The sequence below is a fragment of the Acinetobacter sp. YH12231 genome (assembly GCF_013417755.1).
GTDB classification, from domain to species: Bacteria; Pseudomonadota; Gammaproteobacteria; order Pseudomonadales; family Moraxellaceae; genus Acinetobacter; species Acinetobacter amyesii.
The window spans coordinates 174288-188523 of the sequence record NZ_VPDJ01000001.1; the positions used below are offsets into that span (position 1 = coordinate 174288).

Consider the following 14236-nt stretch of genomic DNA (forward strand, 5'->3'; position numbering starts at 1 on the left):
AACTTCCGTTTTTTAACTATTTGAGACAGAGATGACGCAACATAACGCTCAATCGACTTCTGAACAAGCCATTTCCGAAAACGATTTAATTGCACAGCGTCATGCCAAGTTAGAGCACATCAAAGAGCACGCCAAGGAAACAGGTGTTAGCCCGTGGCCTAACACATTTAAGCGTGAACACTATGCACAAGATTTACAAGACCAATTCGCTGAAAAATCAAAAGAAGAAATTGAAGCAGGCGAAAAGGTTTATGTAAAAGTTGCTGGTCGTGTGATGTTGAACCGCGGTTCATTCATCGTAATCCAAGATATGACTGGTCGTATCCAGCTTTATGTACCACGTAAAGAGTTGGATGCTGATGTTCTTGCAACTATTAAAGCACTCGATTTGGGCGATATTATAGCCATTGAAGGTTATATTGGTCGTTCTGGTAAAGGTGACCTGTATGTTCATATTGAACATTTTGAGCTTTTAACTAAATCACTTCGTCCTCTTCCAGACAAATTCCATGGTTTGACTGATACTGAAGTTAAATACCGTAAGCGTTATTTAGACCTCATCATGAACGAAGAAACACGTAAAACTTTTGAAATTCGTGCAAAAGTGGTGTCAGGTATTCGTTCATATTTGAGCAATGAGCGTTTCATGGAAGTTGAAACACCAATGATGCATGTGATTCCGGGTGGTGCGTCTGCGCGTCCATTCGAAACTCATCACAACGCTTTGGATATGCCTTTATTCTTACGTATTGCACCTGAGCTTTACTTAAAACGTTTGGTCGTTGGTGGTTTTGAGCGTGTGTTCGAAATTAACCGTAACTTCCGTAACGAAGGTGTATCAACACGTCATAACCCAGAATTCACCATGATTGAATTCTACCAAGCGTATGCAGACTACAAAGACCTGATGGCTTTGACTGAAAATATGCTTGAAAAATTGGCGATCGACATCTTGGGTTCGACTGATGTGCCTTATGGTGAAGAAGTGTATAGCTTCAAAGGTCCATTCAAGAAGATTTCGATGTTTGATGCGATTCTTGAACACAACCCAACGTTCACTGCTGAAAATGTGGCTGACCGTGAGTTCCTTGCTAACTTCGTTAAAAATGAACTGAAAGAGCAAGTAAAACCTGGTTTTGGTTTAGGTAAACTTCAAACCATCGTATTTGAAGAAACTGTTGAAACTGAACTTCGTCAACCGACATTCATCACAGAATACCCTGCGGAAACTTCACCATTAGCACGTCGTAATGATGATAATCCACATATTACCGATCGTTTTGAATTCTTCATCGGTGGTCGTGAGTTGGCAAATGGTTTCTCAGAGTTAAATGACCCAATTGATCAAGCTGAACGTTTCCAAGCTCAAGTTGCCGAAAAAGATGCAGGCGATGATGAAGCAATGCATTACGATGCAGACTTCATTGAAGCGCTTGAATACGGCTTACCGCCTACAGCGGGTGAGGGTATTGGTATTGACCGTTTGGTGATGTTATTTGCCAATGCTGCAAGTATTCGTGAAGTGATCTTGTTCCCACATATGCGTCATAAAAACTAATCATAAAAACTAATTAAGTTTTGAAATGAAAAACCCGCTTAATGCGGGTTTTTTATTTTGTGCTTTTATTGAGCATTTTAATCGAAATGATAAAAAATTAGGGTAGATACAGTTTCGCCCTTGAATAAATGAGTTGAAAAATCTAAGGTGGGCTGTGAATTAAACTTGAGAAAAAGAGCATGTATTTAAGAAAGTCACTCTATGCTGCTGTACTGTTTGGATTATCAGTTCCTGTTTTTGCTCAGGGGATTGTATTAAATAATGAAGAATTACGCGCAGATTTAAATTGGTTAAATCAGCAAGGCGTCATTCAAATTAGCACCTCAACATGGCCGATGAGTGGTGATGAAATACAGCGCGCTTTATCTGCTGCAAAAGCGACGACATCTGTACAGCAAAAAGTATTACAAAACATTCAAAATAAATTGACTGCTGAAAATACACTATTAAAAGCCGAATTATTTGCTGAGTCAGATAAAAATAATTTACCGCAAAATTTTGGTGATCATCAAAAAGCGCAGTATCAAGGTGCACTTGAACTGAACGTTGGTGGTGAAAATTGGGATGGTCGTTTACGTGTAAATGCTGAAGATAAACAACAAATTAATAATGATCAAGATGTAAATGTAGAAGGCACATACATTGCCGGGAAGCTTTGGAACCAATGGTTAATTGCAGGTCAGATTCCGACTTATTGGGGGCCTGGTCATGACGGTAGTTTAATCCGTGGTGATGCGAGTCGCCCTGTGTATGGTTTTACTGCACAGCGTGCAGAACAGAATGCTTTTGAAACACCGTGGTTATCTTGGATCGGCCCTTGGCAGTATCAAGCTTTTGCTGGTCGATTAGATGACTATGCTGCGGTTCCAGATACGAATTTAATTGGTTTTAGACTTACAGCACAGCCATTACCATATCTTGAGTTAGGGGCTTCACGTACTTTCCAAATTGATGGGGAAGAGCAACCAGGAAGTGCTAAGGCGTATTGGAATGCATTCATTGGCAAAGATAATGAATGTACAGATACGGGTTGCGCGGGTGAAGGAAATCCCTCAAATCAATTGGCTGGTTTTGATGCGCGTTTGAATTTACAACCATTATTGCAAGTTCCAGCCAGTCTGTATGGCCAATATATTGGTGAAGATGAAGCAGGTGGTTTGCCTGCAAAAAGCATGTATCTTGCTGGGGTTGATTATTCTTCAAGTGTGAAAAATATGCCTTATCAACTCTATACTGAATGGGTCGATACTCGAACCAATGGTGATGCTAAAGGCATTTCTTATAACCACCACATATATACAGATGGCTACTATCAACATGGCTATCCACTAGGTCATGCCTTAGGTGGTGATGCTCAAATGGTTTCAGTGGGTGGAAATATACGTATTGATCAACTAAACCGTCTAAATGGTCGTGTACTGTTTGCAAAAGTTTCTGAAACAGAGCGTGCTGCTTTGAATAACGCAGCATTTCCTGAAAAAGATGAATTGAAAGCTCTAGACTTAACTTGGACACATTATTTACGTCCAGATATGCCTTTAAAAATTAACGGTTGGGTAAGTGACTCAGATTTAAATGGTAATGATGGTGGAGTGTCAATTGGAATTGAACTACCATTAGATAACCGTTTATTTCATTACTAACTGATGTTACGCGCGTAAAAGTAATTACGCATTTTTAAAATGATTTTTTTAAGTCTATTCGACGGAGTCTTGCATCTAGGGTTTGAATAAAGGGATTAGCCTTCGGCTGGAGGTACTTTTGTTTCGGCAAAAGTACCCAAAACCATTGTCATCCGCAAAACTCGTTTACTAGCGTCAAATTACTCAAAGTATCGCAAAAACTTTTTTGATTAGAAGTAGTCCTGCCTCGAACAGTTGCGGATGACGTTACTGCGTATCGTTCTTTTATTTGAAGAAAATTGCGCTTCTGATGTTACTGCGTAACATCAGTTACTAATTTATATTCATTTTTAAAATGATGTATTCATTGAAAAGTCCGCTTATAGTGGACTTTTGGATATTGGTAGTTGCCAATTTTCAGACAAAAAAATACGCAATGATTGGGGTGTTCATTGCGTATAACAACGAATCTGTTTCCACAGGTTCGGTAAAGGAGAAATGTTATGAATTTAGGTATTCCTAAAACATAAATAGATAATAGAGTGAACGGTCAGTCATTTCATTGGTGTTCACGTTAAGTGATGTTACCTAACGTTAAAACTAAGGAGATTTTGTGAATACTTTCACAAAAAGTGCCTATAAAAAAGCCTTTCACATTGGAAAGGCTTAATTTTATGGAATTTTTTAAATTTAGAAGTGGAATACACCCAGTCCAGATTTAATCTCATCCAACGTTTGTTGGGTAATATCACGGCATTTATCGGTACCGGTTTTTAAAATATCCATGATGTAGTCAGGATCTTTTTGCAATTCTAAACGGCGTTCACGGATCGGGCCGATGAGCTCTTTTAGCACACCTTCAAGACGCTTTTTCACCGTACCATCGCCTAGGCCACCACGACGATAGTGTTCTTTCAGTTCCGCAACAGCATCTTTATCTGGGTCGAATGCATCAAGGTAAGTAAATACCACGTTACCTTCCACTTGACCTGGATCTTCAATACGTAAATGATTTGGATCGGTATACATTGCGTTTACGGCTTTTTTGATATCTTTATCAGTCGCGTCAAGCACAATGGTATTGCCCAAAGATTTAGACATTTTTGCTTTACCATCAAAACCTGGTAAGCGGCCTACATTAGAGAGTAAAGCTTTACATTCAGGAAGTACGTCACGACCAATTTGACGGTTTAAACGACGAACAATTTCGTTGGTTTGTTCAATCATTGGAATTTGGTCTTCGCCCACTGGAACGACAGATGCTTTAAACGCTGTAATATCGGCAGCTTGAGCCACTGGATAGCATAAGAAACCTGCAGGAATATCACGCTCAAATCCACGCATTTGAATCTCAGATTTGATGGTGGGATTACGCTCTAAGCGAGAAACCGTCACAAAGTTCAAATACAACATGGTCAATTCATTCAATGCTGGTAAGCATGATTGAACGCAAATCGTGGTTTTGGTTGGGTCAATTCCTACAGCAAGATAATCGGTTGCGACTTCAATAATATTGCGACGAACTTTTTCGAAGTTATCGGCATTATCAGTTAAGGCTTGAGCATCAGCTAAAAGGAGATGTTGATGATGCGAATCTTGTAAACCTACACGTGAACGTAAAGAACCTACAAAATGACCTAAATGTAATTGTCCAGTCGGACGGTCGCCAGTCAAAATCACTGGACGATTATCTTGAGTACTCATTATCTGTTCCAAAGTGGTAGTCAAAGCTACGGCTGATTTTCAAAGAATGTCCCCATTGTACGGCATTCTATTTTTGATTGTTACTGACACAGCACAATTGACTGAAAAATGGGTGAATATTTTGTTAATTATTAAAAAACTAAATACAATTTTAGCGTTAAATAGAATTAGAATATTAAAAAATGCCTAAAGGATAAAAATAATGGCGAGTAGCTTATTAATCTTACTTGATGATATTGCAACTGTGTTGGATGACGTTGCTGTGATGAGTAAGATGGCAGCCAAAAAAACAGCGGGTGTCCTTGGAGATGATTTAGCACTGAATGCACAACAAGTCAGTGGTGTCCGTTCCGATCGTGAACTTCCTGTCGTTTGGTCTGTCGCCAAAGGATCTTTTGTTAATAAATTAATTTTGGTTCCGGCTGCTTTATTGATCAGTGTGGTTGCACCTTGGCTGATTACACCGCTTTTGATGATTGGTGGTTTGTTTTTGTGCTATGAGGGTGTGGAAAAAGTCCTGCATAGTTTGCATCATAAAAAAGCCAAAACAGAAGAAGTTGCTCGTGAAGAGATGACCCATATTGAAACGGATTTGGTGACTTTTGAAAAAGAAAAAGTCAAAGGTGCCATCCGGACCGATTTTATTTTATCTGCTGAAATTGTGGTGATTTCATTGGGTACGGTTGCAACTGCGGCATTTGGGACTAAGGTCATGGTGCTTTCGGTGATTGCAATTATAATGACCGTTGGTGTTTATGGTTTTGTCGCGATGATTGTCAAAATTGATGACTTAGGACTTTATCTCACGCAACAAGCATCACAATTTAAAAAGACCGTTGGACAAGGTTTGTTAGCATTTGCACCTAAGTTGATGAAGACATTAACCATTGTAGGTACGATTGCCATGTTTTTAGTGGGTGGTGGCATCATTACCCATGGTGTGCCTCTGCTACACCATTTTATTGAAGGCTCTGTGGATTATGCAGAACATATTCCTACAGTTGGCAGTATTGTGGGTGCATTAACACCGACTTTAATCAATTTAGTGACAGGTTTTATTGCAGGTTTAATCGTGCTGTGCGTCGTGTCTTTAGTTCAAAAAGTATGGCCAAAGTCGCAAAAGGATTAATCTGTAAACGCACGGATATCAACTATTTTATATAAGGAAGATCACTATGCGCTGGAAAGGTCGAAGAGTTAGTTCAAACGTAGAAGACCGTCGCGGTGGTGGCGGTGCAAAAGCGGGTGGTATCAGTATTCTCGGTTTGGTTGTAGCATTTGTTGCGTGGAAGTTTTTTGGTGTAGATCCGCAGCAAGCTTATCAGGCGACTAAACAAGTGACTTCACAGGGTCAAACGGCTGAAGTCAAAGGTTTGGATAATCCAACACCTGAACAACAAGAAGCGATGGATTTTGTTGGAACGGTTTTGGCCGATACGGAAGATACATGGACTAAAGTCTTCCAAGAACAGTTAAATGCCCAGTATAAAGCGCCTAAATTGGTCATGTTTAATGGTGTGGTCAACTCGGGTTGTGGTACAGCACAAGCTGCAATGGGGCCGTTTTATTGCCCAGCAGATCAGAAGGTCTATATTGATACTGCATTCTTTAAAGATATGCGTACGCAAATGGGCATCACGGGTGAACAAAATCAAACTGAATTGAGTCGTCAAGATCAGGCGGGTGATTTTGCGCAAGCCTATGTGGTTGCCCATGAAGTTGGACATCATATCCAAACGATTTTAGGTATTTCTGAGCAAGTTCAGCAGGCGCGTGCGCAAGCGTCTAAAGCTGAAGGTAATCGTTATTCGGTCATGCAAGAACTACAAGCAGACTGCTTTGCGGGTATTTGGGCGCATCATAATCAACAGCGTACCCAATTTTTAGAGCAGGGTGATGTAGAAGAAGCGATGGACGCTGCACATAAGATTGGTGATGACTATTTACAGAAAAGTGCAACTGGGCAAGTGGTCTCAGATAGCTTCACGCACGGCACCAGTGAACAACGTATGAAATGGTTCCAGACAGGGTTGAAATCAGGCAATATCAATAGCTGTGATACCTTTAACCAAGCCATTTAAAACAAAAAAAGGAGGATGCAAACATCCTCTTTTTTTCATTGAAAAATAGATTGAAACTTATTTATTAAGAAATGATTTAAAGTTTCGAACAATACGATAGCTGACATACAATGCGGCAAATGCGAATAAAGCCACGCCAAAAACAGTATATTTAAGGCCTGAAATATCGTTTTGATAGAACTGTTTTAATTGGGCATCGCTATAGCGTAATTGTTGTTTTTGTCCAGTGCGGCTATTGGTGAAACTCACATTTTGGATATATTGAAATTGTCCGATTTTCAGTAAATCGAGGTGTTGAATTTGTCGGGTGTGTTGCTGATTAAATTCATCGAGACAAATATCTTGTGCATAGTTTTCACAATTCAGTTTGGCAAGATAACCATTATTCGCCAGCATGATAAAAATCGCACGATCGGGTGATTCATTATTGGAGACCAAAACCAATTGTTCTTTGGGTGTTGAATCCAGTGAAACCTTTTTTGCCTGACTAAAATAGTGCTCAGCACGTAAAATTTCCTGTGTCTTGCTAAAACAAGTCAGGATCAGCGCTGCAGTAATGATAAAGATCACAGCAGCAAAAAAGAGTCGAAAAATAGTTTTAATGGTCTGATGCATAGGAGAAATAAATTAGAGGATAAAAATGCATAAAATCGATGCAGGCTTGCTATGTTAAATGATCTTGATAAAAGATGTGAAAAAAACTGAATTTATACACGGTATTTAGATAAAATTCGTTAAAATATTTTATTTTTAAATACCAAATAATTTAGTATTTATTTTTAAAATACCTATATCTCACTCTGTAGGCGACACAGCACCAAAATTGGGAACGAAATGGGAAATTATTTTTTTCTACAGGTTTTTACCGTTATTTTTGCACTTTCGATTGCAACCACCATTTTTAATAAACGTATCTTGGCTTTTCCACAAGCCATAGGTGTTCCCATTGTTTCTGCAATTTTTGTCTTTATTTTGCAATGGGGTGCGAGTTTACTCAATGGCAATCAATTTGTGACGATTAATTTGCACAATATTGAAGAGGCAGTTCGTCATATCGACTTTTATGACTTTTTAATTAATGGCGTGATTTGTTTTATTTTGACCTCTTCAGCCTTGAAATTTAAAGTTTCAGATTTACGTTTACATTGGAAGCCGATCAGTATTTTGGCCAGTATTGCCTTGGTGCTTTGTGCGGTGTTTTTTGGTGTTGCTTTATATGGTTATCAGTTCTTAATTGGTCATCATGTTGATTTATTGGTGTTGTTATTATTAGGCGCTGCTTTAGGTGCGACTGACCCAATTGGGGTTAAAGGTGTATTAAGTTCTGTACGTGCCCCACATCATTTGATGGTGAAATTAGAAGGCGAATCGCTCTTTAATGATGCCATGTGTATTGCTGTGTTTATGACTTTACTCAATGTTTTGCAAGGTGAACATTTTACCGTCATTGGTACGCTTGAAACACTGTTATATGAAATTGTTGTTGCAGTCATTATTGGTTGGGCATTTGGTTTAGGGATTTTACGTTTACTCCGCGGTAAACATGAAATGGAGTCCTTGATTTTAACCACAGCATTATTGGCAAGTGGTTCATATCTAGTCGCTTTATTCGCACATGCATCTGCACCAATTGCATGTGTTATTGGTGGTCTGATCGTTGGGAATAAATGGAAAGAAATCCTCCAAGACCGAGAAATCAGGGAAGTGAACCATTTCTGGCATACCGTGGAAGGAATCATCAATTCCTTCTTATTTACCCTGATCGGTCTCGAGTTATTTATCTTAGATTTAAGTATCAGCTTAATTTTAGGCGGTATGGTGGCGTTTATCATTTTGCATGCATCGCGCTTTGCAGCAAACTATTTATCTTTTGCATTCTTCCCAAGTTTCCGCAAAAAAAGTTACAACGGTAGCCTTGCCATCTTATCGTGGGGTGGGGTTCGTGGCGGTATTTCATTGGCCTTAATCCTTGCTGTTGCCAATATTCCTGAACTCAGTGAATACAGCAGTATTTTGATTGGATATACATTTATTGCAGTCTTAATGTCGGGCCTCGTGTGTGGCCTAGGTTTACCCGCTGTGATGAATGCTTTTTATTACAACCCGAATGAAGAAACCAAAGGTTTCAAAGGTTGGTATCAAAGAATGTGCCATAAAATGAATAAAAAGGGTTTCCAATATATCGTGGGCGAAGATATACATGGTAATGAAACCATCACGGTATATAACCCAGAAGCATTAATAGATACCAAAGCGGATGATGGTGTTGCTGCTGTACATAATCCAGAGAAAGTGCAAGAAGTTCGTCGATTAGAAAATCCCGAAAACTTCTAAATTGCTTTGTTCGATTTAAAAAAAGGAAATGCTTGAGCATTTCCTTTTTTTATTTCTAGCTGTGTTCCATCATGAAACAGCAAAATGTGGGAAATTATGACTGGTCATTCAGCAGGAGATAAAAACATATTGATATTGCGATTAGCTATCAAAAAAGTTCTGATGGACTACATCTACTTGTTGACTCTATAGGTTTGAAGTTATTAGCTGAAGGTGAATCGAAACCTAATAAACATCAGTCTGAAGGTCGACGACAATGGCGTAAACTTCGTATTGGTATAGATGCTGAAAACATTGCAAACATGGACAATTCAGCTCATGACAACAATGTCAGCAGTTCATAAGTACTAGAAAACTTACTTGCATAAATTTCACCTAGTGAGCCAATGAATTCTAGCTATACCGATGGCGCATATGACACAAAATGCTGTAGGCATATCATTTCAGATTTATAAGCACTCTAGTCATTCCTCAAAGAAAAAATGCGAAACCATGAAAAGACAAAAAACTGTGGCTTTGGGAAGAAATGAATTCTTAAAGACAGTCCGACGTGTAAGGTGTGCCGTCATGAAGCTTTTAGTCACATCATGATAAAGTTTATTTGAAGTTCTGCTTTAAATGACGCTGTCTTTTTGCATAAGAAATACGATATCTCGCCATGTTTTTAATTGCATAAATGCGCTCTCTACCAAGGGGCGATATTTATACAAATGGTTGTCATAGCCCAAATGTGTCGATAAAGTTGAATTACTCACTTTGAAAAATACCGATGTGACTTTACAAGATCTAATCGATCACAACCAATTACTGTACTAATCTGTCAAAATTAAGTATTAATCAAAGAGAACCTTCGGGTTCTCTTTTTTATGCGGCTCAAAGGAGATCAGATGAAGCAGAGTGATGAATTGGCAACGCAAATTTTGTCGGTCATTCAATTGATACCGCAGGCGAAGATTGCCACTTACGGACAAATTGCCAAATTAGCGGGTTTACCGAAACATGCACGACTGGTTGGCTATGTACTAAAGCATCTAGATACAACATCAACGATCCCATGGCATCGGGTGGTGAATGCTCAGGGAAAAATCAGCACGCAGCGTTGCAATGAAAAAGGTGAAAATATCCAGCAATTGAAATTGGCAGCTGAAAATGTCTTTGTGGTGAATGGACGCATCTCATTGAAACAATATCAATGGTTACCCTAAAAAATCCTTGCCTTAAACATAGAATTATAATTTTATAATTGATGAAGTAGTCAATAAAAAGCCCTCTAGGATCAGAAGGCTTTTTATTTCACGCTATAAATCTAATGGCTTATTTGCGTACAACCAAAACAGGAATGTCTGAAGCACCTAGTACGCTTTGAGCTACGCTGCCCAAGAAGAATTTTTTGATCCCTGTACGGCCATGTGAACCAATAATAATCAAGTCCGCATGTGTTTCTTCTGCAGCTTTAACCAGTTCAGTATGCACCACTTGACCTTCAAGTAAGCGAGTTTCAACAGTGACACCTTCAGTTGAAAATTTCGCTTTTGCTTCTTCAAGTGTATTTAAAATCGATGCACGAGCACGTTCAATTAAATCATTGGTTTGCGCTGCTGAAATATACTCTGCAGCAATATATGGATCGAGCGTCAGTACTTGAACCACAGTAATTTTACTGCCAAAAGTTTTTGCAAACTCGACAGCTTTAGCCACCGCAGCATAAGAAGTTTCTGAACCGTCCACTGGAACTAAAATATTATTTAAAGCCATCTTATTTCTCCTTATCTGATCAATTGAATTTGGATGGAAAAACCTGAAAAAAAGCGCTATTACATTGATCATAGTTTCATCATACGCTTTTTTATTTTGGAATAAAACCAAGTAAATTCATAAGGATATTGTGAATTTTGTAATAAAAATATTGCAAAAATATGGACTTGTCTTCACCATGCTTAGCGATAGCAAAAATGCTCAATAATGTAAGCAGCTATGTCTAGATTGTAAGACAATTTGGTGCTGAAAAATTGAGCCTAGATAATTCATCCAACAGCAGACATATTTTCAATCACACCGTTTCTCTTGCTCTGTCAGGGTAATATGCAACGCTTGTTGCTCAAGCAAGCTTAATTTATGCAAAGTATCTTCAGGAAAGATCTGTTTCTGTAGGCGTTGAATCTGTTGAGCTGATAAATACTGATTGGCACAATACATTGCAGCTTCATTGGCGCGAGCAACACTGACTAATTTCTCCTGATCATTGAAGTCGAGACGAATGATAGGCTGCTGTGCTCGGCTAAGTTGAGCCATGCTGCGCTTTTGTTGCATGCTCAGTAAAGGCTGTTTATTAATCCAAGTCGCCACATCACGTCGCACACCATTATAGTCAACAAAAATAGGTGAGACGATTTGGCAGCCCGTTAAGGTCATGACGGCAAGGCTGAGGGTCAGACAGGCTTTTTTTATCGAATTGAATTGCATGATAAAACTCTAATTTTTAATCAAAAAATATAGTAAATAGGGCTAAAAATAGCATAATTTGCTTAAATAGTAACATCTTGAACTTTGCTTGTTTAAACTCTGAACAATTGCAAACAAAAATGCTTGACGATAATGTGTGAAATCTAGATAATGCCACCACAGTTTACGGCTATGTAGCTCAGTTGGTTAGAGCACCGCACTCATAATGCGGGGGTCACAAGTTCAAGTCTCGTCATAGCCACCATTTTTATAGACCAAGCTCTCAGCTTGGTCTCTTTTTTTGTGCCTAGAAAAAGTCAAATAGATTGAAATAATTACAGCACTAATAAAATGATCTGTTCACGATGTTAATGTAGAAATAAAAGAGAACTCAAATCTTTGATGTTATGAATTGATGTCCTAACTTTTGAAATACACATCTCAATTACTTTTTATATTTACTGCTGTGTTTTTTGCGCCTATAAAAAAGCCCAGTTATAGAACTGGGCTTTTTTGATTTGAATTGAGTAATTAGATACCCGGTTTCCAACCATTCACGATTGGGTAGCGTCGTTCACGGCTAAATGCACGTGAGCTAATACGTGGACCGATCGCGCCTTGGCGACGTTTGTATTCGTTTAGATCAACCAAACGGATGACTTTTTTCACCACTTCAGCATCAAAACCTTTGGCAATGATGTCATCTTGGCTCATGTCTTCTTCGATATACGCATATAAGATGGCATCTAATACATCATATTCAGGTAATGAGTCTTGGTCTTTCTGATCTGGACGAAGTTCCGCAGAAGGTGGACGAGTAATTACACGTTCAGGGATCACTGGTGTTTCTGAAATGCTGTTACGGTATTTTGCTAGTTCAAATACAATCGTTTTATAGACGTCTTTAAGAACCGCAAAGCCACCGACCATGTCACCGTACAATGTACAGTAGCCAACAGATAATTCAGACTTGTTCCCTGTAGAAAGGACTAAATTGCCGAACTTGTTCGATAAGGCCATTAGCAACGTACCACGAGAACGCGCTTGTAGGTTTTCTTCAGTCGCATCAGTCGGTGCATCGCCAAAGAAAGGGAATAAGGTTTGCATAAAGCCATTCACAATTGGATTGATTTCGGCAATACCAAAAGTTACGCCCATATTCTTGGCTTGTTCAGCAGCATCTTCAACGCTGATTTGCGCGGTATAGGTATATGGCATCATGACCGCTTGAACTTTATCGGCGCCAATCGCATCGGCAGCAATCGCTAAAGTTAATGCTGAGTCAATACCACCAGATAGACCTAAAATCACGCCAGGGAAGCCTGAACGTTGTACGTAGTCACGTGTTGCGATCACAAGGCTTTGGTAGATTTCAGCCATGGTATTTAATACAGGCGTGATTGCACCTGTTTTAAAGGCTTTTTGTTCAGCATCGTATTCTGCGATATATAGATCTTCAACAAAACTCGGTGCTTGCAATGCAACTTCACCTGAATTGTTCATCACAAAGCTTGTGCCATCAAAGACAAGGTCGTCTTGACCGCCGACTTGGTTGCAGTAAACCAAATTGATGTTCAATTGTTTGGTCAATGCAGCCATGGTTTCAATGCGATGCTGTGGTTTACCAACTTCATAAGGTGAAGCATTCAACACCAAAGCGGTTTCAACATTTAACTGAGCAAGCTGTTGAACAGTTGGTAAAGCCCAAACATCTTCGCAAATCAACACACCAAACTTATGACCTAAATATTCAAAGACTAGGTGTTGATGACCTTCACTGAAATAACGTTTTTCATCAAAAACGCTATAGTTTGGAAGATTTTGTTTATTGTAAATCCCGAGAACTTGACCATTTTTCATGACAGCAGCAGAGTTATAGCGCTGACCATCTTCAGTTTGATTTACAAAACCAAAGACTAAAACGATGTCCTTAATGCTCGCTAATTGTTCAAAAGCTTGCTGTGTACGTTTATTTAAACTTGGACGTAATAATAAATCTTCAGCAGGATAACCAACTGTAGAAAGTTCCGGAAAAACAATAATATCTGCGTTCTGTTCTTTTGCAACATTGGCTTGTTGAAGCATTTTTGCTGCGTTTGATTCTAGGTTACCAATATGCGGAGAGAACTGAGCAAGTGCAATTTTAAAACTATTCATTCCAACTAAATCCTATTCCTATAGGTGAATACACTTAACACACTGATTTGTATTATTGTGATTATTCAGCGAGTGTATTTAGATACGAAAAATACTGCCGAAAGGCGAAAACAAAACACCATCATCGTATGATAATTCACTTGTTTTGATGCAAAGCAAAAAAATAAGGTGAGCCTATTTTATCTGAATTTAAGCGAGATACTAGAGGTATTCATAGCTTTTAAAAGCCTAGCTGAGCTTATGTGCCATAAAGTAAATATTAATGCTGTTTTTTTGTACTTAAAATAGCGTCAATGGTCGAGCAATAGCGTGAAATAGAATGATCTGGCGATATTCAA

The 14236-nt window shown here is 38.9% G+C and carries 11 protein-coding genes, 1 tRNA gene and 1 pseudogene; 8 read left to right on the forward strand and 5 right to left on the reverse strand.

Going from position 1 to position 14236, the window contains the following annotated elements; genetic code table 11:
• Positions 1-31 precede the first annotated feature (31 nt).
• Together lysS and FTV11_RS00800 are read left to right on the forward strand one after the other, a co-directional pair.
• Positions 32-1558 carry a lysine--tRNA ligase gene (gene lysS, locus FTV11_RS00795; protein ID WP_180003896.1) on the forward strand — a complete coding sequence of 509 codons (1527 nt, stop codon included), beginning with the start codon at positions 32-34 and terminating at the stop codon, positions 1556-1558.
• A 179-nt stretch (positions 1559-1737) separates the two neighbouring features.
• Entirely contained in the window at positions 1738-3201 is a 1464-nt protein-coding gene (locus FTV11_RS00800; RefSeq protein WP_180073225.1) for a capsule assembly Wzi family protein, read from the forward strand.
• Between the two features lie 669 nt (positions 3202-3870).
• On the opposite strand, the gene trpS is transcribed toward FTV11_RS00800, so the two are convergent.
• Positions 3871-4884 (reverse strand): tryptophan--tRNA ligase, encoded by a 1014-nt coding sequence (gene trpS, locus FTV11_RS00805; RefSeq protein ID WP_180007457.1) that lies wholly within the window; start codon positions 4882-4884, stop codon positions 3871-3873.
• A gap of 202 nt (positions 4885-5086) precedes the next feature.
• Here trpS and FTV11_RS00810 point away from each other — a divergent pair, with 202 nt between their 5' ends.
• The gene (locus FTV11_RS00810; protein WP_180007458.1) at positions 5087-6013 is read left to right on the forward strand and encodes a DUF808 domain-containing protein; all 927 of its coding nucleotides are present in this window, start codon (positions 5087-5089) and stop codon (positions 6011-6013) included.
• A gap of 46 nt (positions 6014-6059) precedes the next feature.
• Complete coding sequence (locus FTV11_RS00815) at positions 6060-6965, forward strand: neutral zinc metallopeptidase (protein WP_180049137.1); 906 nt, start codon at positions 6060-6062, stop codon at positions 6963-6965.
• A 57-nt stretch (positions 6966-7022) separates the two neighbouring features.
• Here FTV11_RS00815 and FTV11_RS00820 read toward each other — a convergent pair whose 3' ends face one another.
• Complete coding sequence (locus FTV11_RS00820; RefSeq protein WP_180026473.1) at positions 7023-7580, reverse strand: hypothetical protein; 558 nt, start codon at positions 7578-7580, stop codon at positions 7023-7025.
• Positions 7581-7799: 219 nt separating this feature from the next.
• Between FTV11_RS00820 and FTV11_RS00825 the strand changes: the two genes are divergently transcribed.
• The 3 genes and pseudogenes from FTV11_RS00825 to FTV11_RS00835 all read left to right on the forward strand — a co-directional run bounded on the left by FTV11_RS00825 (position 7800) and on the right by FTV11_RS00835 (position 10504).
• Positions 7800-9299: a sodium:proton antiporter gene (locus FTV11_RS00825; protein ID WP_180007461.1), complete on the forward strand. Its 1500-nt coding sequence runs from the start codon at positions 7800-7802 to the stop codon at positions 9297-9299.
• A gap of 122 nt (positions 9300-9421) precedes the next feature.
• Positions 9422-9854: pseudogene (locus tag FTV11_RS16990) on the forward strand (transposase); the annotation flags it as partial.
• Between the two features lie 332 nt (positions 9855-10186).
• Positions 10187-10504: an MGMT family protein gene (locus tag FTV11_RS00835; protein WP_180011029.1), complete on the forward strand. Its 318-nt coding sequence runs from the start codon at positions 10187-10189 to the stop codon at positions 10502-10504.
• A gap of 109 nt (positions 10505-10613) precedes the next feature.
• On the opposite strand, the gene FTV11_RS00840 is transcribed toward FTV11_RS00835, so the two are convergent.
• Positions 10614-11054, reverse strand: a complete 441-nt coding sequence (locus FTV11_RS00840; RefSeq protein ID WP_078189919.1) for a universal stress protein — start codon at positions 11052-11054, stop codon at positions 10614-10616.
• A 291-nt stretch (positions 11055-11345) separates the two neighbouring features.
• Entirely contained in the window at positions 11346-11762 is a 417-nt protein-coding gene (locus tag FTV11_RS00845) for a hypothetical protein (RefSeq protein ID WP_180026471.1), read from the reverse strand.
• Positions 11763-11929: 167 nt separating this feature from the next.
• On the opposite strand from FTV11_RS00845, the gene FTV11_RS00850 reads away from it, so the two are divergent.
• Positions 11930-12006: transfer RNA gene (locus tag FTV11_RS00850), tRNA-Met, on the forward strand.
• A gap of 266 nt (positions 12007-12272) precedes the next feature.
• Here FTV11_RS00850 and FTV11_RS00855 read toward each other — a convergent pair.
• Complete coding sequence (locus FTV11_RS00855; protein ID WP_180007464.1) at positions 12273-13898, reverse strand: NAD+ synthase; 1626 nt, start codon at positions 13896-13898, stop codon at positions 12273-12275.
• Between the last annotated feature and the right edge of the window lie 338 nt (positions 13899-14236).

What these genes read in the sequence shown, in the direction of transcription:
- FTV11_RS00855 (WP_180007464.1), bottom strand. Translation starts at nt 13,898, where the DNA reads ATGAATAGTTTTAAAATTGCACTTGCTCAGTTCTCTCCGCATATTGGT.
- FTV11_RS00810 (WP_180007458.1), top strand. Translation starts at nt 5,087, where the DNA reads ATGGCGAGTAGCTTATTAATCTTACTTGATGATATTGCAACTGTGTTG.
- FTV11_RS00840 (WP_078189919.1), bottom strand. Translation starts at nt 11,054, where the DNA reads ATGGCTTTAAATAATATTTTAGTTCCAGTGGACGGTTCAGAAACTTCT.
- FTV11_RS00845 (WP_180026471.1), bottom strand. Translation starts at nt 11,762, where the DNA reads ATGCAATTCAATTCGATAAAAAAAGCCTGTCTGACCCTCAGCCTTGCC.
- FTV11_RS00800 (WP_180073225.1), top strand. Translation starts at nt 1,738, where the DNA reads ATGTATTTAAGAAAGTCACTCTATGCTGCTGTACTGTTTGGATTATCA.
- FTV11_RS00820 (WP_180026473.1), bottom strand. Translation starts at nt 7,580, where the DNA reads ATGCATCAGACCATTAAAACTATTTTTCGACTCTTTTTTGCTGCTGTG.
- lysS (WP_180003896.1), top strand. Translation starts at nt 32, where the DNA reads ATGACGCAACATAACGCTCAATCGACTTCTGAACAAGCCATTTCCGAA.
- FTV11_RS00815 (WP_180049137.1), top strand. Translation starts at nt 6,060, where the DNA reads ATGCGCTGGAAAGGTCGAAGAGTTAGTTCAAACGTAGAAGACCGTCGC.
- FTV11_RS00835 (WP_180011029.1), top strand. Translation starts at nt 10,187, where the DNA reads ATGAAGCAGAGTGATGAATTGGCAACGCAAATTTTGTCGGTCATTCAA.
- FTV11_RS00825 (WP_180007461.1), top strand. Translation starts at nt 7,800, where the DNA reads ATGGGAAATTATTTTTTTCTACAGGTTTTTACCGTTATTTTTGCACTT.
- trpS (WP_180007457.1), bottom strand. Translation starts at nt 4,884, where the DNA reads ATGAGTACTCAAGATAATCGTCCAGTGATTTTGACTGGCGACCGTCCG.